At 60.3% G+C, this 20,693-nt stretch carries 18 protein-coding genes and 1 riboswitch; of the genes, 10 read left to right on the top strand and 8 right to left on the bottom strand.

The window, feature by feature from the left end; genetic code table 11:
• Positions 1-86 precede the first annotated feature (86 nt).
• Positions 87-1,415 (bottom strand): 30S ribosomal protein S12 methylthiotransferase RimO, encoded by a 1,329-nt coding sequence (rimO, locus tag DDIC_RS00560; RefSeq protein ID WP_136398641.1) that lies wholly within the window; start codon positions 1,413-1,415, stop codon positions 87-89.
• A 173-nt stretch (positions 1,416-1,588) separates the two neighbouring features.
• Here rimO and DDIC_RS00555 point away from each other — a divergent pair, with 173 nt between their 5' ends.
• Positions 1,589-3,832 carry a putative bifunctional diguanylate cyclase/phosphodiesterase gene (locus DDIC_RS00555; protein ID WP_136398640.1) on the top strand — a complete coding sequence of 748 codons (2,244 nt, stop codon included), beginning with the start codon at positions 1,589-1,591 and terminating at the stop codon, positions 3,830-3,832.
• Between the two features lie 162 nt (positions 3,833-3,994).
• Here the strand turns inward: DDIC_RS00555 and DDIC_RS00550 are convergent, their stop codons facing one another.
• Positions 3,995-4,564, bottom strand: a complete 570-nt coding sequence (locus DDIC_RS00550; protein WP_136398639.1) for a hypothetical protein — start codon at positions 4,562-4,564, stop codon at positions 3,995-3,997.
• 152 nt (positions 4,565-4,716) lie between these two features.
• Between DDIC_RS00550 and panC the strand changes: the two genes are divergently transcribed.
• The 6 genes from panC (at position 4,717) to DDIC_RS00520 (ending at position 11,543) form a co-directional block, all read left to right on the top strand.
• Complete coding sequence (gene panC, locus DDIC_RS00545) at positions 4,717-5,565, top strand: pantoate--beta-alanine ligase (protein WP_136398638.1); 849 nt, start codon at positions 4,717-4,719, stop codon at positions 5,563-5,565.
• Between the two features lie 39 nt (positions 5,566-5,604).
• The gene (gene metK, locus DDIC_RS00540) at positions 5,605-6,777 is read left to right on the top strand and encodes a methionine adenosyltransferase (protein ID WP_136398637.1); all 1,173 of its coding nucleotides are present in this window, start codon (positions 5,605-5,607) and stop codon (positions 6,775-6,777) included.
• A gap of 345 nt (positions 6,778-7,122) precedes the next feature.
• The gene (gene aroC, locus DDIC_RS00535) at positions 7,123-8,220 is read left to right on the top strand and encodes a chorismate synthase (protein WP_136398636.1); all 1,098 of its coding nucleotides are present in this window, start codon (positions 7,123-7,125) and stop codon (positions 8,218-8,220) included.
• Positions 8,217-8,528 (top strand): helix-hairpin-helix domain-containing protein, encoded by a 312-nt coding sequence (locus tag DDIC_RS00530; protein WP_136398635.1) that lies wholly within the window; start codon positions 8,217-8,219, stop codon positions 8,526-8,528. Before aroC ends, DDIC_RS00530 begins: the two co-directional genes overlap by 4 nt.
• Positions 8,525-10,765, top strand: coding sequence for an SF1B family DNA helicase RecD2 (gene recD2 / locus DDIC_RS00525; protein WP_136398634.1), 2,241 nt, complete (start codon positions 8,525-8,527; stop codon positions 10,763-10,765). The genes DDIC_RS00530 and recD2 overlap by 4 nt, the downstream gene beginning before the upstream one ends.
• A 145-nt stretch (positions 10,766-10,910) precedes the next feature.
• Positions 10,911-11,543 carry a CatA-like O-acetyltransferase gene (locus tag DDIC_RS00520; protein ID WP_136398633.1) on the top strand — a complete coding sequence of 211 codons (633 nt, stop codon included), beginning with the start codon at positions 10,911-10,913 and terminating at the stop codon, positions 11,541-11,543.
• Positions 11,544-11,847: 304 nt separating this feature from the next.
• Here DDIC_RS00520 and ribB read toward each other — a convergent pair whose 3' ends face one another.
• The 5 genes from ribB to dsrA form a co-directional block, all read right to left on the bottom strand.
• Entirely contained in the window at positions 11,848-12,519 is a 672-nt protein-coding gene (gene ribB, locus DDIC_RS00515) for a 3,4-dihydroxy-2-butanone-4-phosphate synthase (protein WP_136398632.1), read from the bottom strand.
• A gap of 113 nt (positions 12,520-12,632) precedes the next feature.
• Positions 12,633-12,782, bottom strand: a riboswitch (FMN riboswitch).
• A 356-nt stretch (positions 12,783-13,138) separates the two neighbouring features.
• Complete coding sequence (amrA, locus tag DDIC_RS00510; protein WP_136398631.1) at positions 13,139-13,714, bottom strand: AmmeMemoRadiSam system protein A; 576 nt, start codon at positions 13,712-13,714, stop codon at positions 13,139-13,141.
• 468 nt (positions 13,715-14,182) lie between these two features.
• Positions 14,183-14,419 carry a dissimilatory sulfite reductase D family protein gene (locus DDIC_RS00505; RefSeq protein WP_136398630.1) on the bottom strand — a complete coding sequence of 79 codons (237 nt, stop codon included), beginning with the start codon at positions 14,417-14,419 and terminating at the stop codon, positions 14,183-14,185.
• Positions 14,420-14,476: 57 nt separating this feature from the next.
• Positions 14,477-15,622 (bottom strand): dissimilatory-type sulfite reductase subunit beta, encoded by a 1,146-nt coding sequence (dsrB, locus tag DDIC_RS00500; protein ID WP_136398629.1) that lies wholly within the window; start codon positions 15,620-15,622, stop codon positions 14,477-14,479.
• Positions 15,623-15,640: 18 nt separating this feature from the next.
• Complete coding sequence (gene dsrA / locus DDIC_RS00495) at positions 15,641-16,954, bottom strand: dissimilatory-type sulfite reductase subunit alpha (RefSeq protein ID WP_136398628.1); 1,314 nt, start codon at positions 16,952-16,954, stop codon at positions 15,641-15,643.
• A gap of 567 nt (positions 16,955-17,521) precedes the next feature.
• Here dsrA and DDIC_RS00490 point away from each other — a divergent pair.
• The 3 genes from DDIC_RS00490 to DDIC_RS00480 are packed head-to-tail and all read left to right on the top strand — an operon-like array spanning position 17,522 to position 19,487.
• Complete coding sequence (locus DDIC_RS00490) at positions 17,522-17,791, top strand: hypothetical protein (protein ID WP_136398627.1); 270 nt, start codon at positions 17,522-17,524, stop codon at positions 17,789-17,791.
• Complete coding sequence (locus tag DDIC_RS00485) at positions 17,788-18,786, top strand: hypothetical protein (RefSeq protein ID WP_136398626.1); 999 nt, start codon at positions 17,788-17,790, stop codon at positions 18,784-18,786. The genes DDIC_RS00490 and DDIC_RS00485 overlap by 4 nt, the downstream gene beginning before the upstream one ends.
• Complete coding sequence (locus DDIC_RS00480; RefSeq protein WP_247647506.1) at positions 18,783-19,487, top strand: septal ring lytic transglycosylase RlpA family protein; 705 nt, start codon at positions 18,783-18,785, stop codon at positions 19,485-19,487. Before DDIC_RS00485 ends, DDIC_RS00480 begins: the two co-directional genes overlap by 4 nt.
• 167 nt (positions 19,488-19,654) lie before the next feature.
• Here the strand turns inward: DDIC_RS00480 and DDIC_RS00475 are convergent, their stop codons facing one another.
• Entirely contained in the window at positions 19,655-20,677 is a 1,023-nt protein-coding gene (locus DDIC_RS00475) for an SDR family oxidoreductase (RefSeq protein WP_136398624.1), read from the bottom strand.
• Positions 20,678-20,693: the final 16 nt, after the last annotated feature.

Below are 20,693 nucleotides of genomic sequence, written 5' to 3'. Positions count from 1 at the left end.
AGCACGTTTCCCAAAATATCCCCGAAGGGCTCGCGCCCTTCGGGGATATTTTGGACTGGGGTTTACCCCGTTATTTGGCAGCGGGCTCAGGCCAGCGCGGTGAGGTCGTAGTCGCTGTTCTCCACAATGTCGCATTCCACCAGCGCTCCGGGCGCAACGCCGGGTCCGCTCACATAGGTGATGCCGTCCACCTCGGGCGCCTGAAACCACACCCGCCCGCTGTGCAGACCAGGCCAGTCGGGGTGCGGGGCGTCCACCAGCACCTGCATGCGGCTGCCCACATGGGCCGCCAGCAGTTGGTTGCTGATGTCGGCCTGAATTTCCATCAGCGAATCCCGTCGCCACTGTTTGACCTCGTCCGGCACCTGATCGGGCAGGGTTGCAGCCTCCGTACCGTCTTCCGCCTGATAGGCGAACACCCCCACATGCTGAAAGCGGCTTTCTTCCACAAAGCGGCACAGTGCCTCAAAATGTTCTTCGGTTTCGCCGGGGTAGCCCACAATAAAGGTCGTGCGCAAGGCGGCGTCGGGCAGCACCGCACGAACAGCGTCGAGCACGCGCCGGGGGTCGCCCGCAAAGGGCCGCCCCATACGCGACAGCACATCGGGATGCGCGTGCTGCAGGGGGATATCCAGATACGGCAGCAAGGGCGCGCCGCAGTCTCTGATAAACCGCAGCAACTCCGGCGTAACGCCGCTGGGGTAGAGGTAGAGCAGGCGCAGCCACGCCAGCCCTTCAAGCCCCACCAGTTTTTCGAGCAGGCTCGGCAGTCCGTGCCTGAGGCCAAGGTCAACTCCCCACGAGGTGAGGTCCTGCGCCACAAGGTCCAGCTCACGCACACCTTGCGCCAGCAGCGCGCGGGCCTCGTCGGCGATGTCGTCGGCAGTCAGCGATTTGAGTCCGCCCCGGATGGAGGGGATGGTGCAAAAAGCGCACTTGTGCCTGCAGCCCTCGCCCACCTTGAGCCAGGCGTACGAAGGACCGGTGGAAAGCAGCCTGCCTCCCCCGGGGATATGCACAGGCGGCTTGGGCAAGCCCAGCGCCGCCGCCAGCATGGCAGACCAGCGCGGGATGTCGGCGGTGGGCAGCCACACGTCCACTTCGGGCAGTTCGGCTGCCAGCTCCGCAGCGCCATAACGTCCCACCATGCAGCCGCCAACGGCCAGCAGGGGCTTGACCTTGCACTTTTGGAGCCTTTGTACGGCATCCACCACCGCGCGTACAGATTCGCGCACTGCGGGGTCAATAAACCCGCAGGTATTGATGAATACCAGGCGAGCCTTGCCCATGTGCTCCACATGCTGCACGGCGACGCCCAGCGAGCCGAGCAGACGCTCGCTGTCCACCCTGTTTTTGGGGCAGCCAAGACTCAGTGACCAGACTTTAAGAGATGCGGCAAATTTTACGGTTGTCATCGGGGCACAATACAGAGGGGCGGGCCGATTGTCATCCGCCATGCAAAGAGGGCCGCGCGGCCGGCTCCTGTCCATGCAACCGCCAACATTTGCAAAACGATACTTCTGGTGTTAGATATAATTTGTTGTTGAACACCCCTCTCGCAGATTGTAATGCCGCAAGGCGGAACCACATGAAAATACTTTCCCCTGCAAATATTGCCACTTCAGCCATTGCGACAGATGGCGGACAGTCTGTGGAAGATGCGGGGAAGATTTATCCGATCGCAGCGCTGCAAAGCCACTATGACGACATCAGCCTCATTGATTTTGAAACTGATATTTTTAGCAATATCTACCACAATCCTGCCCATTTTGCCCCTGCGGATCCTGCGTTGCAGCTTTCTGAAAAAATACGGGCGGACGTTGCCGCGCGGGTGCACCCCGAAGACGCCGGGCTTTTTGCCAGCTTTTTTTCCGCCCAGGGCCTGCAAAAACGCCTGGCGGGCACGCCCGCCTTTGCGGCTCAGGATCTTCGCCAAAAAGCCCTGGACGGCTCGTACCGCTGGGTGCGCATCATTGCCTTTGCCGCGCTGCGACACGGCGAAGGACAAATGTACCTTGTCTGCACCGAAGATATGCAAAGCAGGCACGACACTGACGAGATGGGGCACGACAACGAACATCTCTTGCAGCAAAAGCTTGACGCGCTGCGCTACAAGGCTGTGGTCGACCACACCCGCACCCTTGTATTTGAGTGGCGCGGCAAAGACCTTACCTACCTGAGCCCGCGCATACCCGAGATGCTGGCTGGCGACTATGACGGGCGCAATCCCTTTGATGTCTGGCGCGAGGACGACGTTCTCTATGCCGGCGACATGGAGCCCTTTGACACCTGTCTGGCGCGTCTGGCCCTGGGCATCCGGTCTGGCGAGATAAACGTTCGCCTGCGCCGCCGCGACGGCCAGTACATCTGGTGCAAGGTCACCTACACCAAACTTGACGACGGAGAATCAAACGATCGCTACATAGGCACGCTCAACGATGTGGACGCGTCCACGCGCAGCGAGCAGGCCCTGCGTCTGCGGGCGGAGCACGACCCCCTCACCGGCGCATACAACACCCAGACGTTTTTTGAAAAAATCGACAAGCTCGTAAAAAACCGGGCTCACGAGCAGTACTGCATACTGCGTTTTGACGTGGCCGGGTTCAAGGGCATCAACGAATCCTTTGGTCTGGAAGAAGGCAACCGCCTGCTGCGGGGCATAGCCCGCCTTGTGCGCCAGCGCCTTACCCCCGAAAAAGAGGTTTTTGCACGGCTTACCGCCGACGTTTTTGCCGTATGCCTTGCTGGCGGCTCAGAACGTGCGCTGCAGTTTGTTCAGGCGTTATCGCTACGCCTTGAGCATTACTCGGACACCTTCAGGGTCAAACTGTTTTTTGGCATCTGCCCGGTGGAAAATCCCCGCACGCCAGCCCACATTCTGTGCGACTGGGCCTATCTGGCGCAAAAAACCGTCAAGGGCAGCGACATTGTCAATTTTGCCTTCTATGATGAAGCGCTGCGCAAAAAGCTGCACGACGAGAGCTATATCACCGACCAGATGTACGAGGCGCTGGAAAAAGGCCAGTTCCGGCTTTTTTTGCAGCCCAAGGTGCAGATATCGAGCGGCCGCATTGTGGGGGCCGAAGCCCTGGTGCGCTGGCAGCATCCCACTGACGGGCTCATTCTGCCCGGTCGGTTTATTCCGCTTTTTGAGCGCAACGGTTTTATTGTGCGTCTCGATTCCCACATCTGGGACCAGACCTGCCAGATACTGCGCACATGGCTGGACAAAAAGTACGATCCCACGCCCATTTCGGTAAACATGTCGCGCCTGCACTTTAATGACGACGACCTGCCAAACAAGCTTGTCAGCCTCCTGAACAAGTACAACCTGCCGCGTCACATGCTGGAGCTGGAACTGACCGAAAGCGCGTTTTTTGCCAACGAGCCGCGCCTGATACGGATCATGAACGAGTTGCGGGCTGCGGGCTTTGTTTTTTCCATGGACGACTTTGGCACTGGTTATTCGTCCCTGAGCACGCTGCGCGACCTGCCGTTCAGCGTGGTCAAGCTCGACCGGGCCTTTATCAGCGACGGCATAAACAATCAGCGCGGTCAGATTGTGGCCCGCGACACCATTGCCTTGGCCCGCGACCTGGACATGTCCATTGTGGCCGAAGGCGTGGAAACCAAGGAGCACGCCCGCTTTTTGCTCAACAGCGGCTGCAACTGCGCGCAGGGCTTCTATTATTCCCGCCCGGTGGATACTGCGGAGTTTGAAGTGCTCAGTTTTGTGCAGGAAAAGGCCTTCTGGGTGCACCCGCAGCTAAAGGCAGACGCCGTGCGCCTGGGCCTGCCCATCAGCAACGAAGCCCCCCCCAGGGAATACTGATTGTACCGGGGCCGCCCCGCGCCCCTTTACCCCGCCAAAGCAGCAACCGCACGGCCCCGCAAGGGGCTTTTTTTGGCGGCAGCGAGGGCATGGGCACCGGGCGCGCCGCAAAAACCAGGCCAAATCCGGCGCAGGCCCGCCCCATCAGGTTTGCGTAATTTCTTACAGCGGCAGACGCAGCAAACGAATGGTGTAGGGCTGGATATGCAGCAGCTTGCCCTCGCAGATGTCGTCCGCACGGGTCACAAAGCTGTCCTTCCGTACATTCAGGATAGCCTCGGCCTCGTGGCTGCAGTCAAACAGATGCAGCACGTCGCCCGCAAGCGCGTCTGCTGTGGTCCAGTGGCGGTTTACCGGCGGGCCGTCCAGGGTGAGGTGGCGCAAAAAACGAAAGATCACGGCGCGGCCGCTGCCCGGCGCAAGCCATGTACGGCAGCAATCCCAGACCTGCTCCACAGATGGATCGTCATCGTCTGTAAACGGCTGGCGTACCTCAAGGGGAAAAGCCCTGCCCTGTATGCGCAGCATGCCGTCCACCAGGCTGCAGTAGTCTGTTTCCTGCTCCAGCACGGCGCGGAAGGCCTCCGGCGATGCTGCAAGGCCCATCAGAGTTTCGTTGAGGATGTCGCGAGCCTTGAGCACGCGGATGCTGTGGGTCAAACGCAGGCCGTTGAGCACTGCATAGATGGCGCAGAATGTATCCAACTTGCCCTGGTAAAACGGTTTCAGCATATATACCCCCATCGGCTGTTATGCCCACAGCGGCAGGCAGGGTCAAGCATCCCCAGCGCGCGGCTCTGTTTCTTTGCCTGGGCGGAATCTTTACAAGCTGACGGCTCGCGTGTATATATGTTGCTCCATAAACAATATCACAATACCTTGATATGCAGATATTAACAAATCCCCAAGAACTGGCGGCCCAATGCAAGGCTTGGCACAGAGCTGGCGACGACATCGCTCTGGTTCCTACCATGGGCTATTACCATCAGGGACATGAAGACCTCATGGCCCACGGGCGCACCCTGGCCAAACGGCTGGTGGTGAGCCTTTTTGTCAACCCTACCCAGTTCGGCCCCGGCGAGGATCTGGACGCATACCCCCGCAACACCGAGCGAGATACTGAAATCGCACGCAGCCAGGGCGCGGACATCCTCTTTATGCCCCAACCCGGCGCCATGTACGCGCCTGACCACGCTACATGGGTGGAAGTGCCCGAACTTTCACGCGGTCTGTGCGGCCTGTCGCGGCCTGTGCATTTCAGGGGCGTATGCACCGTGGTGCTCAAGCTGTTTATGCTTACCGGCGCGGACGTGGCCGTATTTGGGCAAAAAGACTGGCAGCAGCAGGCCATCCTACGCCGCATGGTCCGCGACCTTGATGTGCCCGTGCGCATCGAGACCCGCGAAACCGTACGCGAAGCAGACGGGCTCGCGCTATCCTCGCGCAACGTCTACCTTTCGGCCGAAGAACGCGCCCACGCCCCCGAAATCCGCAAAGCCCTTCTCTACGCCCAGAAGCTGGCGCAAAGCGGCGAAACCAGCGTCAAGCTGCTGCGTGAAACAGTGCTGCGCCGCTGGGCGGAATTTTTGCCCATGGGGCGGCTGGACTACCTCAGTATTGTCCACCCGGAATCCATAACGCCGCTCAGCGAGGTCGATGGCCCTGCGCTTATGGCCTGCGCGGTGCGCATGGGTAAAGCCCGGCTTATCGACAACATACTGCTGCGTTCATAAACCCGCGCCGCACTGACGCGAGCGCCCAAGGAGAATCATATGCAAACCAAGGGCAGGTATTATTTCACTTCAGAATCTGTCACGGAAGGCCACCCCGACAAGGTTGCCGACCAGATCTCGGACGCCATCCTTGATACGCTGCTGGCGCAGGACGCCAACGCCCACGTGGCGTGCGAGACTCTGGTGACCACCGGCATGGCCGTTATCGCAGGCGAAATCACCACCAGCGGTTACGCCGACCTGCCCCATGTTGTGCGCGAAACCATCAAGGGCATCGGCTACAACAGCTCCGATATGGGCTTTGACTGGCAGACCTGCGCCGTTATCAACGCCATCGGCCACCAGTCGCCCGACATCGCGCAAGGCGTGCTGCGCGAAAAGCCCGAAGATCAGGGCGCGGGCGACCAGGGCATGATGTTTGGCTTTGCCTGCAACGAGACCTCCACCCTTATGCCCGCCCCCATCTACTGGGCGCATCAGCTCTCGCAGCAGCTGGCCAAGGTGCGCAAGGACGGCACGGTGAACTTTTTCCGTCCCGACGGCAAGACCCAGGTTTCTTTTGAATATCAGGACGGCAAGCCCGTGCGCATCAACAACGTGGTGGTTTCTACCCAGCACGCTGCCAGCGCCAGCCAGGCTGATGTGGTCGAAGCCGTAAAAAAACACGTCATCCGCCCCATTCTGGAGCCCTCCGGCTATTTTGATGAAAAAGCCTGCGAAATTTTCATCAACACCACGGGCCGGTTTGTGGTTGGCGGCCCCATGGGCGACTGCGGCCTTACCGGCCGCAAGATCATCCAGGATACCTACGGCGGCAGCGGCCACCACGGCGGCGGCGCTTTTTCCGGCAAGGATCCCTCCAAGGTTGACCGTTCCGGCGCGTACATGGGCCGCTACATTGCCAAAAACGTGGTTGCCGCGGGCCTCGCCCCAGTGTGCGAAGTGCAGATCGCCTATTGCATCGGCGTGGCCCAACCCGTCAGCGTGCTTGTCTCCTCGCAGGGCACCAGCGAACTTTCTGACGAGATGCTGACCAAGGCCGTGCGCGACGTCTTTGACTTGCGCCCCTACTTCATCAGCAAGCGTCTTGACCTCAAGCGCCCGATCTACCAGAAGTCTTCGTGCTACGGCCACTTTGGCCGCGAGCTGCCCGAATTCAGCTGGGAAAAAACCGACGCCGTGGCCGACCTGCGCACCGCCGCCAAGGTCTAACACCTCCGGCCAATTCACTGGCGCGGGGCAGGGATCACCCATTGGGCCGATCCCTGCCCCGTTGCCGTTTCTTCCGCCTCTTTGCCACACTGCCGCAGCTTTTCCGCCTTGTCTGCCGCGCCTCCATACGCCCGCCCGGCGGGCGACGGCAAACTATCCGGCCCGTGCGAGTTGCAAGCCGTCCCGGCCTTGCCTATACTGAAGCACTTGGACGCGCACCCTGGCGCGGCTCTCGGGCAATTTCACCCTGAAACCGCTCCGGCGACCACGCGAGCGGACGCCCGCCACAGAGATGCACGCGCTGACGCTGCGTCTTAAAATGCTGTAGTGAAGGCGAGGTAGCACATGGCTGGCAATACATTTGGACAGGCTCTGCGACTGACGACATTCGGCGAATCTCACGGCGTGGGCCTTGGCGGCGTCATTGACGGCTGCCCCGCAGGCCTGCAGCTGACAGAGGCCGACATCCAGGCCGAGCTTGACCGCCGCAAACCCGGTCAGGGGCCCACCGCCACCAAGCGCAAGGAATCTGACGCCGTGCGCCTGCTCTCCGGCGTGTACGAAGGCGTGACCACCGGCACGTCCATTGCCTTTTACATCGCCAACGAAGACCAGCGCTCGCACGACTACGGCAATCTGGCCGAAATCTTTCGCCCAGGGCATGCGGACTGGGGCTATTTTCAGAAATACAACGGCATACGGGACCACCGGGGCGGGGGCCGCTCCTCCGGTCGCGAAACCGCCGCCCGCGTGGCTGGCGGCGTTATTGCCCGCAAGATACTTGAACGGCGCGGCGTAAAGATCCTGGCTGCCTGCGTGGAGCTGGGCGGCACAGCCGTGCAGGACTGGGCCTCCCTTGATCTGGAAAACGCCCGCAACCGCCCCTATTGCGCCGCAACCGAGGCCATGCCCCAGCTGTGGGACCAGGTGGTGCTGGCCGCCCGCAAGGCTGGCGACACCCTGGGCGGCATTGTGCGCATCGAGGCCCGCAATGTGCCCGCAGGCCTTGGCGAACCCGTTTTTGACAAGCTCGAGGCCGTGCTGGCCCACGCCATCATGAGCATTGGCGCGGTCAAGGGATTTTCCGTCGGCGAGGGCTTTGGCGCGGCCAAACTGCACGGCTCGCAAAACAACGACCCGCTGCTGCCCGCAGATCCGCCGCAGCCCGGCAAGGCCGCCTTTGCCTCCAACCACGCGGGCGGCATACTGGGCGGCATCTCCAGCGGGCAGACCATTGTCATGCACGCCGCCGTCAAACCCATCGCCTCCATTGCCGTCACCCAGCAAACCGTGGACAAAGAGGGCAACGCAGCCTCCGTACTCATTGGCGGACGGCACGACCTTGCGGCCATACCGCGCGTTGTGCCGGTGATGGAAGCCATGACGGCCCTGGCGCTGGCCGACGCCCTGCTGCTGCAGCAACGCATGGGGCTTGGCCTGTGAACAAAAATACGGACGCCCGCCCGCTTGGCGCGCTGCGCTCCGTAGGCCCGGCCACACTTGAAGACCTGCGCCTGCTTGGGGTTGCAGATGTGCGCGACCTGGCCCGCCGCGACCCGCAGGCCCTGTACAACGACCTGTGCCGCATCAAGGGGCAAGCCGTTGATATATGCTGCCTGGACGTGTTTTGCTGCGCCGTGGCCCAGGCCCAAAACCCCCAGCTGCCGTACGAACAGTGCAACTGGTTCTGGTGGTCGCGCCAGCGCAAGGCCGCCGCAAGCCCCGCCAACAAGAGCAATCCGCGCCCATGAACAACCTGCCCCTTTTGCAGCATCCTGACGCCGTTGAACTTACAGGCACTGTTGAGCGCGTCGTTTTTCACAACGAAGAAAACGGCTACACCGTACTGCGCCTACTGCCCGCCAGCGTCAGCAGCGGCGGCGGCAACGCGGGCCTTACCCGCCCGCGCGACCCGGTTTCGTGCATCGGGCATATGGTCAGCCCCCAGGCTGGCGTACAGCTCAAAATTTCCGGGCGCTGGGTCAACAACCCCCGGTTTGGCCGTCAGATCGAGTTTCAGAACTCCGAAGAAATTCTCCCCGCCACCAGCGAGGGACTTCGCCTTTATCTCGCCTCAGGGCTCATCAAGGGCGTTGGCGAAGAGATGGCCGGACGCATTGTCGAAACGTTTGGCACAGACACCATCCGCATCCTCGACGAGGAGCCCGAACGCCTGCTCAAGGTACGCGGCGTAGGCAGCAAGAGCCTTGACCGCATCCGCACTTCGTGGGCGGAACACCGGGGCATGCGCGATCTGCTGCTCTTTTTGCAGCCCCACGGCATTACTCCGGCCTACGCCGTACGCATCTATCGCGCCTACGGGGCTGAGGCCCTCGCCATCGTGCGCGAAAACCCCTATCGCCTCGCCATGGACATCCACGGCATCGGCTTTGTCACCGCCGACGCGGCCGCCGCCAAGCTCGGTTTTGAGCACGACAACCCCCTGCGCATTCAGGCGGGCACGCTCTACGTGCTGCAAAAGTCCACCGACGACGGCAACGTCTACCTGCCGCAGGCCGAACTGACCGAGGCCGTCTGCGCTCAGCTGGGCGTGGACGAAGCCCTGGTGGAGGACGCCCTCGCGGCCCTTGAAAGCGACGAGCGCATCGTACGCGAAGAGCTGGACATGCCCGACGCCTCAGGCGAAACGGGCGTTTACCTGCGCCGCTACCACCATTGCGAATCCAAGACCGCTTTCTACATCCAGCGTCTTTTGCGCTCGCCCAAATCCGTGCGTTTTGAAAAGCCTGACGCCCTGGTGGACAAGGTGGTGGGCGAGCTCAACATCTCGCTCGCGCCCGAGCAACTCGAAGCCGTGCGCACCGCCGCCCGCAGCAAGCTGATGGTGCTTACCGGCGGCCCCGGCACGGGCAAGACAACCATCATCAACGCCATCATCAAGCTTTTTGGCGAGGTGCGCGCCCGCATATTGCTGGCAGCGCCTACAGGCCGCGCCGCCAAGCGCATGTCCGAAACATCGGGCCGCGAGTCGCGCACAATCCACCGCCTGCTCGAATACAGCCCCAAGGAAGACGGCTTTGCCCGCAACGAGGACAACCCCCTCGCCTGCGGCCTGCTGGTGGTGGACGAAGCCTCCATGATGGACACCCTGCTTTTTTACCACCTGCTCAAGGCCGTGCCGCTGGGCGCTACCCTTGTGCTCGTGGGCGACGTGCACCAGCTGCCCTCGGTGGGCCCCGGCAACGTGCTTTCGGACATCATCAGCTCCGGCGTTGTGCCCGTTGTCGAGCTGACCGAAATCTTCCGCCAGTCAGCGGAAAGCGAAATCATCTGCAACGCCCACCTCATCAACCGGGGCGAAATTCCCTCGCTGGAATCGAGCAAGGAACGGCTCTCGGACTTTTACTTTATCCACCAGAACGACGCCGAAAAAGCCGCCGAGCTTATTGTGGACCTGGTGCGCAACCACATTCCGCGCCGCTTCAACCTTGACCCCGTAGACGATATTCAGGTGCTTACGCCCATGCACAAGGGCGCTGTGGGCGCCGGCCGCATGAACGCCTGCCTGCAGGAAGCCCTGAACCCCCACGGCATAGAAGTGCGCCGTGGCGACCGTTGCTTTCGCCTGCACGACAAGGTCATGCAGATACGCAACAACTACGACAAGGACGTTTTTAACGGCGACATGGGCCGCATCAGCTTTATGGACGTGCACGAGCGCACTCTCAGCATCACCTTTGACGAGCGCGTCGTGCCCTACGAATTTGACGAACTGGACGAAATAGCGCCCGCCTACGCCATCTCCATCCATAAATCGCAGGGGTCGGAATACCCCGCCGTGGTCATACCCATCATGATGCAGCACTATGTGCTGCTGCAGCGCAACCTCCTCTACACGGGCGTTACGCGCGGCAAGCAGCTGGTCATCCTCGTGGGCGAATCCCGCGCCCTTAAAATGGCCGTAAACAACAACAAGACCCGCAAGCGCTATACCAGGCTGGCCCAACGCCTCGCGCCGGTTGAGTAGCGATATTAAGCACCTGAAAAGAATTTACCCAACACTTGCAGCCGTGCCAGCGTCAGACCGCAGCCGATAGTCTGCAATGATTATCCTGAGATGTCAGGCAATGTGCATCCTTGTTTAAAAAAACAGCGACGCACCAGGATTCATTATGAAATACCTTGATGATTCGTGGGAAAGAAATGAACACTTTAATTTTTTTCAGTCTCGTAAAAATCCGTGCTTCAGTGTTTCTTTTTCGGCAAATGTTGCCCAATTATGCGTAGTAAAAAAGCAGCATGGCTTTAGATTTACAGATTGCATCTATTTTGCCGCCATGCTCGCCGCCAATAGCGTCGCTGGCTTCAGACAAAGAATCGTTAATCTGCGCCCTGCGGAATTTGACAGCATTGATGCAGCGTTTACCTACATCCCCAAGGGCAGAGCGCTGCACTGCAATTGCGTCGCAAAATTTGATAAAAAATTTTCGGCATTCAGCAGCAACATCACCGCGGCACGGACGGTTGCCGACCAGGCCCCAACCCTTTATCCCGAGGGCGGCGACGCCCAGAGCCTAATCTACTTTAGCTGCGTGCCAGATATCCCCATACTGTCAGCAACCAACCCGTGGGGAGACCCTTGGGTCGACACTGTACCCAGATTCCTTTTTGGCAAAATTGATTCCTCAGGCAACATCACCGTGTCAATCGAAGCGCTCCACAGCTTCATTGACGGAATACATCTGGCTGAATTTTATAAGCTCTTTACTCAAGTCCTCGAGTCTCCCCACGAATACTTCGGCTAATCGCGACAGCGCCATTAAAACAATAGCCCGGTTCAGATGATGAACCGGGCTATTGTTTTACATGAAGACCAGACTTCCTGCGCCTTGTGAGGAAGGGTCGCTTTGCGTCCAGAAAGCCGACTCCTTGACTTCCCGCGCGATGGATTTTGTTCGCTGACGAGAAAAGCAGGGCTTTTTGCGCAGGGAGTGTACGCCAATGGTACTCGACTGGAGCAAAAAGCCCTGCTTGACGCTGTCAGCGGGCAAAAGACACGCGCGGGCAAAAGACGCGCGCGGCAAAAGACGCTTGCAGCGCGCCCATCAATTATGCGCTGGCGGCGAGGTGCAGATCACCCATAGCCAACCGCCACGCCGCAATATCCTCCACACTGCACAAAGGCATGTTGTGGGCGCGGGCAAAGCCCGCCACCTCGGGCAGTCGGGCCATTTCGCCGTCATCCAGAGTCAGCTCGCACAGCACGCCGCACGGCTCCAGACCAGACATACGCATGAGATCAACGGTCGCCTCGGTGTGGCCGCGCCGTTCAAGCACGCCGCCGGGGCGCGCCCGCAGGGGGAAGACATGACCGGGGCGGCGCAAATCCGCAGGTCTGGCGCAGGGCGCAGCGGCCGCCTTGATGGTGGCCACGCGGTCAGCGGCGGAAACACCCGTGGTAACGCCGGTGGCCGCCTCAATGGTGACCGTAAAGGCTGTTCCCTGCGTGTTGGTGTTGTGCTCCGTCATCATGGGCAGCTCAAGCCGCTGCACATGCTCGTCGGTGAGGCACAGGCAGACAATGCCGCTGCAGTGGCGTATCAGCATGGCCATCTGCGGCACGGTGATGTGCTGCGCGCTAAAAATGAGGTCGCCTTCGTTTTCCCGGTTTTCGTCATCCACAACGCAAACGCCGCCGCCTTTGCTCAACGAAGCCAGAGCAGCGCGCACACGCTCTTCAGAAGTGCCGAATGACGAAAGGGATAATGAGGACTGATGCATTCCGTTCTCCTGTTTCCGGCCTCGCGGGCCGGGAGATGGTGCATCAGGGCGTGGACGGGCCGCAAGGCAAAGGGCGCCTTCAAATAAAGGACGCACCGCTGCGCGCGGCATAAAACCGTTCTCTTCCATCCGGACTGTAACCGTCGGCTCCGGATTCGCACCGGATCTGCTGACCCCAAACACTGGGCGCTCGCGGGCTGGCGGGGCCGTCTGGCCGCCGCATCACCGCCGGTGGGGACTCTCACCCCGCCCTGAGAATGACGTAAACTAATCCAGAGCAAGGCATTTGTCAAAAAGCCAATAGCGACAATTTATATAGAGCAAATGTTTTTAACTATTAGCCTTAAGTGGAAAATGGTCATGACCAAGTAAAATTCACACTTCAACTGCGAAGAGGATTACGAACATAATTACGTTGCCGGGCTTTTCGAAGAAACCAGACAAGTAAAAAAAGGGGTAAAATAAAATTGCGAGAACAACAACATAGACAACACAACGCACATTGAGCTTTATAAAATGCTTCTTGACGTTGGTTTTACAATGAAAGACATTTAATAAGCGCCCATACCAGCAATGGTTGCAGGTGTAGGGCATATTTTTGTTTGCAATGGCCTGCACGCTAGGCCTTGAACACCGTGGCCTCGTACCAAAAGAGCTGTGCGCCGGGCAGTTTCCACGTACCGGGGGGCAGGCCCGCCTTGCCGCACAGGTTGTCCAGGTAAGCCAGCCTGTCCCAGCCCTGCTCCACAGGAACCTGAGGCAAAAACACGCCGCTGCGCCCGGCGTACTGCAGCACCAGCCCGTGACGGCCCACTTCCACTGCCTGCGCGTCGGGGCAGGGCGTCAGCTCATCCAGCACGGAAATCTCCATGTTGACGCGCGGCCACTCCGCCAGGCCCAGAGCGGGAAAACGCGGATCGGCAAAGGCCGCAGCCTGGGCCATGTGCCATACTGTGGCGTACAGCGGTTCGCGCCCGACAATATTGCCTATGCAGCCACGCAGATTGCCGCTGATGTGCAACGTAACAAAGGCCCCAAGCTTGCGGTGCAGCGCGCTGCCCGGGGCAAATTCCGCCGCTGGCGGTCGAGGAATATCCGCAACATTTTTTCCCAGCAACTCCGCTTCAATGGAGGTGCGGGCCTGCTGTGAAAGAAACTTTTTTTCTGCATCAGGCAGGGTAAACGACGTGCTCATACGGCCTCCTGCTGCGTCTTGGCCAAATGGATGACGCTTCGTAATGCCGACCCGGCAAATCTGCGTCTGCGCAGGCGTAGCGGCGCATCGCGGCATGCTGCCATACCCGCCCAGCGCAGACGCCAGGCAATCGCGTTTTGCGTCAGGCATGGCAAAGCATTACCCCTCAAGCACCCAAAAGCAAGAAATGCCACAACTTGCGTTGCGGCATAACTTGCTGAAGCTACCACGCAAAGGCTGACGCGCCTCGCGGATGCTCATGCCCGTACGGGCATGACCGGGGCCTGCTGGCCCGACGTGAATCAAGCATAACCGGCAGCAAGTGCCGGAGGCATCGGCGTGTACCTGCCGCAGCGACAACAAAGACGCGCTTTTTATGCAGGGAGTGTACGCAAGGTACTCGACCGTAATAAAAAGCGCGTTTTGGCGCAGCCCAAAGCAACAGGCGCTGGGCCGGTGCTTACGCTACTAATTTTCGCCTTCAGCGGCGGACTGCTTGCCCGCGCCCTTCAGGCCGTACATGGTGGTGGAACCGGAAGACCAGAATTCCAGCACTTCTTCGTTCACCAGCTTGGTGAGAACTTTCTTCACGTCGCGGGGACCGCGATCGGGGAACAATTCAAGGAAGTCCTTGAAATAGAACTTGGACTTGGACGCGGATTTGCTATTCAAAAATTCAACAACAACGTCTTTGTCGTCAGCCATGGTGGTTCTCCTGTCCCGGCGGCGCGGATGCGCCGCCGGGGTTAAAACGAGATATGCCTAGAACTTGAACTGCGTGCTCTGCCGCCAAGTGTAGTAGGCGGGATCACGGAAGTCGTCGATAAGGTGGTGAGTGAATTCAAGGCCGGTCATCTTGAAGAAGGTTTCCCAGCCGATGCGTTCAGCCCAGTCGCCCAGACGTTCGTACTTGTTGGCGTTGGCCGCGTACACTTCAACGATGTGCTTCACGATCTTGGTCAACGAAGGCCAACGGGGCGGTTCGTTGGGGATGTAACCCACAACGACCTTGGAGAACTTGGGCATGCTGATGCGGTTGGAAACCTTGCCGCCAACCATGATGGCAACGCCGTCGCCTTCGCCGTCCGAGATGGGCAGCGCGGGGCACATGGTGTAGCAGTTGCCGCAGTACATGCAGCGGTCTTCCTTGATGGCGATGGAGTTCACCTTGTTGCCGTTGTGTTCCACCTTGGTGGGACGCACAGCGGCTGTGGGGCAGGCGGCCACGGCCAGAGGAATTTCGCACAGCTGGTCAGCCCATTCGTGGTCGACCATCGGGGGCTTGCGGTGGATACCCACAAGGCCGATGTCCGAGCAGTGCACGGCGCCGCACATGTTGATGCAGCAAGCAAGCGCGATACGCACGGGGGCGGGCAGGCGCATGGACTTGAAGTCTTCAAACACGGCGTCCATCACGGCCTTGACCGGGCCGGAGGCGTCGGTGGCGGGGGTGTGGCAGTGCACCCAACCCTGGGTGTGCACCATGTTGCTGATGCCAGCGCCGGTGCCGCCCACGGGGAACTTGAACGAACCGCCGTCAAACTTGCGGCTGTTCAGGTCGTCGCGCAGGGCCTTCATGCCGGCTTCGCTGTCGACCATGAATTCGATGTTGTTACGGGTGGTCCAGCGCAGGTATCCGCCGCAGTACTTGTCGGCGATGTCGCACAGCTCACGGATGTGAGTGATGGACATGGTACGGGTGCCGCCCACGCGGACGGTGTAGCACTTGTCGCCGCTTTCGGCCACGTGCACGAGCACGCCGGGCTCAAGAATTTCGTGATAGAGCCACTTGCCGAAGTTGTTCTTGACCACCGGAGGAAAGTATTCATTATACTTATGGGGTCCGATGTCGGTAATGCGGCCTTCCATCGGTTTTGCGGGATTGTACCCGGAAGAAATAAAAGCCATGTTCTTCTCCCCCTTTGACTAGCGTTGATGGCGTTTGCGGTAAGCAGCGAGGTCGCGGGTCCAACCGCCGGGAACTTCTTCTTCCTTGAAGAAGATGTACGGGTTGGAACGCGGTTCCTTCACATGGTAGGCAGCGGCGGGAGTGTCGGTGACTTCCAGCAGCTTCTGGAACGACAGGCGCTTCATGGTTTCACCCACGCGCTCGCGGTTCTTGCCTTCTTCCATCCACCAGTCCCAAATCTTTTCGATGACTTCTTTCACGTCGTCGTAAGGGGCTTCACAGGAAACGAAGGGCACGAGCAGCGAACCCATCTGGGCGCCGTCCACCACGGGGGCCTTGGCGCCCACGAGGATGCTCGCGCCGCGTTCGTCACCGATGTGCAGAGCGCGGGGCATGGTGTTGATGCAGTGCATGCAGCGCACGCAGTCGGCGGTCTTGATGGAAAGCTTGGAGCCGTCCCACTTCATGCACTTGGAGGGGCACAGGTCAACGACTTCCTTCTGGATGTCGAACTTGCCCCAGTCGCGACCGGAGTGAGCGCCGGCGTTGGGGGCGAATTCGCCGCCCACATAGCCCTTCACGGCGTCCTGGTCGATCTTGATGTCGTCCTTCCAGGTACCGACAACGGCAAAGTCAGAGCGCGCCATGGCGCACACGCAGCCGTTGGGGCAACCGTCGAACTTGAACTTGAACTTGTAGGGGAAGGCGGGGCGGTGCAGTTCGTCCTGATAGTCCATGGTCAGCTGGTAGCACATGCCCTGCGTGTTGTAGCAGGCATATTCGCAGCGCGACTGGCCAAGACAGGCTTCAGGCGTACGCAGGTTGGAGCCGGAACCACCCAGGTCGACGTTCATCGTGTGGGTCAGTTCGTGGAAGATTTCTTCCAGCTGGGCGGTCTGGGTGCCAAGCAGCACGATGTCGCCGGTGGAACCGTGCATGTTGGTCAGACCGGAACCACGCAGGTCCCAAATGTCGCACAGGTCGCGCAGGAACTTGCTGTGGTAGTACTTGCCCGAAGGCTGAGCCACACGCATGGTGTGGAAGTGGGCCACGCCGGGGAACATTTCGGGCTGGTCGCAGTAACGGCCGATAACGCCACCGCCGTAACCAAACACGCCCACGATGCCGCCGTGCTTCCAGTGGGTTTCCTTTTCGTTGTAGGAAAGCTCAAGTACACCCAGAAGGTCTTCGGGGCAGTCCACAGGGATCTGATAGTCAAGACCCTTGGGGTTCTTGGCCCGAGAGACCGCCTCCTGTTTGATGTCGGACACAAAGCTCGGCCAAGGGCCGCTTTCAAGCTGGTCCAACAAGGGGGTTGCATGTTTCGCCATTGCCATACCTCCACATGGTTTGTTTGTATCACGCGTTCGCGTGACGTGCCGGTCAACTGCGGCGATCCGGTGCGGCAATCCGGGGTATAGGCGCGAAATCGCTGCCCATGCGTGGCGGTAAACTACCCGCCAGCACACGCATGCAGGACAAACCAGCATACGCACGCCCCGCAAAATCGGGACGCCCCAAGGGATCGCGGATAACGGACGTGCAAGGGCCTCCGACCGTCAGGCCGCAACGCGGTCAAATCACTGCTTAGCCCATTTTCAACCTAATGACAACCGGGGCGGCACGATATACACAGAAGGAGTGTGAATACCCGTCGCTCAAGGCTTTGCGACACAATGCACGTGAACACAGTATGGCAAAATCATTACTTTAGGCGGTAGCTGGGGGGAATTTTTTCGGGCAAAAAGCAACTTTTTTCTTAAATATTGTATAATTTTTCACAACAATATTTCCCGCCCTTGGCAAACCGCCTGCTTGCGCGTATGCTGACATCGGCATGTGCGGGCGTACCGCACCAACGCGCGGCTTTGGCTGCGGACCAGCAAGGGCTATTAGTAATGAAAGACCAACTTGGATTGTACTACCACCCGCAGGCGGGCAACCCCCAGTCGCGCGTCTACGTACGCCGCGGGCCGGACGGCGAGGTCGAGTTTAGACTCTGGCGGGGCGACCACCCCGAAGTGTGGGAGCGACACCCCTGGCTCAGCATGGCCATTGTGCGCAGCGCTGCCCGCATGTATCAGCAAGACCGCAACCCCGAGGCAGACCCCACGCTGCTGTACGATATTGCCGTAGCGCGCGCCCTGCTGCAGGAGGACGAAGCGTGAACGGACGCTGGCTGCTGGCCAACCGCGATTTTCTCGTGCGCGATCTTGTGCGCGACTATTGCACAGTTTACAGCCTGCTGGCCGACCAGCGCCACCGCTTTGACGTGGATGGGGCCGTCTCGTACACCGCCTTGCGCGACCTCCTGGGCGAGGCCATGCGCAAGGGGGTTTTTTGGCGGCTCAAAGACACCGCCCACCACCTGTTCCGCAACAGCCCAGGCATTGAGGCCATGGCGCCGGGCGGCATGCCCGTCGTGGAGCTGCCGCTGCTCGAAGACCCGCCGGCAGAAAGCGGCAATGAGGCCGAGCTTGCGCAGATCAACGCCCTGCGCCGCCATGCCGACAGCGTGCTGCCGGGCGGAGCGAGAGCGCAAAAAGCCCTTGAGGCCCTGATAGACTGGTGCATCGGCTATGCCTTTCATGAATGCGGCAAGCTGAAGGAAGACGCCTTTCAGGGGCAACACTACGCCAACCGTCTTATCCAGATTTCGCGCAGCCCTGCCGTTACGGCAGACATGTACAACCCCCTGCGCGGCCTCGGCGGGCAGACCTCCGAAAGCTCGTCGCGCGAACTCTCGCGCATCATGCACGTACTGGGGCACGGGTTGCGCCTGCTGGCGAGCTATCTGGCCGTCGAGCGGTACAATGCCCATCTTGCCCGCTGGCTCGCCAGCGAGGAGGACTTTGCCCGCCGCGTCTTTGGGCCCAACTACGACCACTTGCTGGCCTCGCTTTTTGGCAACGACAGGGAGCGGCTCTACCTCATGGCCGCCCGGGATTTTTTGAATGCCGGTCGCCACGAGCCCGCGCTTGCCCTGCTTGCCAAGGCAAAAGAAAGCGGCAGACTGGGGCGGGATGGTCTTGCCCTGCTGGCCGAGCTTGAGTGCGAATCCACTGCGCAATGCGAAGGAACTGGCGTATGCGCTGCCTGCGGCAAAAAAAATTCCCTCCCCTGCCTGCCCTATCTGGCTGGCCAGGGCCGCGGATGTGCATGACGGCGCGACCACTTCTGCTTTTTTTTACAGCACTGCTTTGCGCCGCCCTGCTCGCTGGCTGCGGCTCGCGCTCCTGGCACAAGGGCGGGGTGCCGGGCAGCCGCCCCTACACGGTGCGCGGCAAGACCTACTACCCCCTCAAGTCGGCCAACGGCTTTGTGGAAGAAGGCACGGCCTCATGGTACGGCCCCGGCTTCCACGGCAGAACCACCGCCAACGGCGAGACCTACAACCAGTACGCCATGACGGCAGCCCACAAGATTTTGCCGCTGGGCACAAGGGTGCGCGTTACGCATCTGGGCAACGGCCGCTCCATTATCGTGCGCATCAACGACCGCGGCCCCTTTGTGGACGACCGCGTCATTGATCTTTCGCGGGCTGCGGCCAACCGACTCAGCATTGTCGGCCCCGGCACGGCGCGAGTGCGCGTGCAGAGCATGGGCAGCGTCGAGCGCATGCAGGAGGACGGCGACCTGACGGGAGCTTTTTACGTGCAGGTGGGGGCCTTTGCCGACAGAATCAACGCCGACAACCTCATCAGCATCCTTTCGCAGAGCGGCAACCAAGGACGGCTTGTCTACGGCAGCAACAACATGTGGAACGTGCAGGTAGGGCCGTGGCCCGATTCGTTCGGCGCGCAGCAGCAGCTTGAAGTTTTTCGCGGCATGTACCCTGGGGCGTTTGTTGTGGGCGACAAATAGGGACAGATGAGCGGCGTGAGGATGGTTTAAACTGGCAGCGGAGCGTCCACCGACTCAAAGGAACATCCAACGCCTGAACTCTCGCAACATCTCGCGATGCTGATCTTTGACAGCAAAAAACCCCGCTTGCGCGGGGTTTCATATTTGCAGGGATGCAGAGCTGACGGCTACAGGTTGGCGGCGTACCAGTCGCCCGCCAGGCGCAGGCCCTGGCGCACGTCAAACTGCGGGCCGTAGCCCAGCAGCTTTGCGGCGCGGCTGATGTCGGCAAGCGAATGGCGCACGTCGCCAGCGCGGAAGTCGCGGTGCACGCACTGCGCGCCCTGCACCTCGGGCTTGTGGCGGGCCACTTCTTCCTTGATCAGGTCAAAAAGCTCGTTCAGGGTCGTACGCTGGCCAAAGGCCACGTTGTAAACCTTGTTGGCGGCGTCGCCCTGGGCAAAACTGGCCAGCAGATTGGCCTGCACGACGTTGTCGATGTAGCAAAAATCGCGGCTGGTCTCGCCGTCGCCGTTCACAAAAACGGTTTCCTGCTTGATGAGGCTGGCAAACCACTGGGGGATGACGGCCGCATAGGCCCCGTAGGGATCCTGCCGCTGGCCGAACACGTTGAAGTAGCGCAGGCCCACGCTGGAAAAACCGTAGCAGCGGTGGAACACGTCGGCATACAGTTCGTCCACGTACTTGGTGACGGCGTAGGGCGACAGGGGGTTGCCGATCTTGTCTTCCACCTTGGGCAACTCGGGCGAATCGCCGTAGGTGGAGGAAGACGCCGCGTACACAAAGCTTTTTACGCCCGCATCACGCGCGGCCACAAGCATGTGCAGATAGCCGGTAATATTGCAGCTGTTGGACAGCAGGGGATCGTCGATGGAACGCGGCACAGAGCCAAGGGCGGCCTCGTGCAGCACGTGCTGCACACCCTGGCAGGCGGCGCGGCAGGTGTCGATATCGCGGATATCGCCTTCAATAAAGGTAAACCGGCTCCACGCTTCAGGCCCCACGATGTCGCGCACCATGTCCAGGTTCTTCTGGTAACCGGTGAGAAAGTTGTCCAGCCCCACAACGGTCTGGCCAAGTTTCAAAAGATGTTCCAGCAAATTTGAGCCAATAAAGCCCGCCACGCCGGTAACAAGCCAACGTGAAGGCTGGGCGGTCATGGATTTGGTAAGGTCGGAATACGCGCTCATGTGTTGCGTCCTGTTT

It is taken from the genome of Desulfovibrio desulfuricans (assembly GCF_004801255.1).
Classification (GTDB): domain Bacteria; phylum Desulfobacterota; class Desulfovibrionia; order Desulfovibrionales; family Desulfovibrionaceae; genus Desulfovibrio; species Desulfovibrio desulfuricans_C.
The sequence above is the reverse complement of the archived record's forward strand: the minus strand, read 5'-3'. Positions and strand labels throughout refer to the sequence as shown.

What these genes read in the sequence shown, in the direction of transcription:
- rimO (WP_136398641.1), bottom strand. Translation starts at nt 1,415, where the DNA reads ATGACAACCGTAAAATTTGCCGCATCTCTTAAAGTCTGGTCACTGAGT.
- DDIC_RS00555 (WP_136398640.1), top strand. Translation starts at nt 1,589, where the DNA reads ATGAAAATACTTTCCCCTGCAAATATTGCCACTTCAGCCATTGCGACA.
- DDIC_RS00550 (WP_136398639.1), bottom strand. Translation starts at nt 4,564, where the DNA reads ATGCTGAAACCGTTTTACCAGGGCAAGTTGGATACATTCTGCGCCATC.
- panC (WP_136398638.1), top strand. Translation starts at nt 4,717, where the DNA reads ATGCAGATATTAACAAATCCCCAAGAACTGGCGGCCCAATGCAAGGCT.
- metK (WP_136398637.1), top strand. Translation starts at nt 5,605, where the DNA reads ATGCAAACCAAGGGCAGGTATTATTTCACTTCAGAATCTGTCACGGAA.
- aroC (WP_136398636.1), top strand. Translation starts at nt 7,123, where the DNA reads ATGGCTGGCAATACATTTGGACAGGCTCTGCGACTGACGACATTCGGC.
- recD2 (WP_136398634.1), top strand. Translation starts at nt 8,525, where the DNA reads ATGAACAACCTGCCCCTTTTGCAGCATCCTGACGCCGTTGAACTTACA.
- DDIC_RS00520 (WP_136398633.1), top strand. Translation starts at nt 10,911, where the DNA reads ATGAAATACCTTGATGATTCGTGGGAAAGAAATGAACACTTTAATTTT.
- ribB (WP_136398632.1), bottom strand. Translation starts at nt 12,519, where the DNA reads ATGCATCAGTCCTCATTATCCCTTTCGTCATTCGGCACTTCTGAAGAG.
- amrA (WP_136398631.1), bottom strand. Translation starts at nt 13,714, where the DNA reads ATGAGCACGTCGTTTACCCTGCCTGATGCAGAAAAAAAGTTTCTTTCA.
- DDIC_RS00505 (WP_136398630.1), bottom strand. Translation starts at nt 14,419, where the DNA reads ATGGCTGACGACAAAGACGTTGTTGTTGAATTTTTGAATAGCAAATCC.
- dsrB (WP_136398629.1), bottom strand. Translation starts at nt 15,622, where the DNA reads ATGGCTTTTATTTCTTCCGGGTACAATCCCGCAAAACCGATGGAAGGC.
- dsrA (WP_136398628.1), bottom strand. Translation starts at nt 16,954, where the DNA reads ATGGCGAAACATGCAACCCCCTTGTTGGACCAGCTTGAAAGCGGCCCT.
- DDIC_RS00490 (WP_136398627.1), top strand. Translation starts at nt 17,522, where the DNA reads ATGAAAGACCAACTTGGATTGTACTACCACCCGCAGGCGGGCAACCCC.
- DDIC_RS00480 (WP_247647506.1), top strand. Translation starts at nt 18,783, where the DNA reads ATGACGGCGCGACCACTTCTGCTTTTTTTTACAGCACTGCTTTGCGCC.
- DDIC_RS00475 (WP_136398624.1), bottom strand. Translation starts at nt 20,677, where the DNA reads ATGAGCGCGTATTCCGACCTTACCAAATCCATGACCGCCCAGCCTTCA.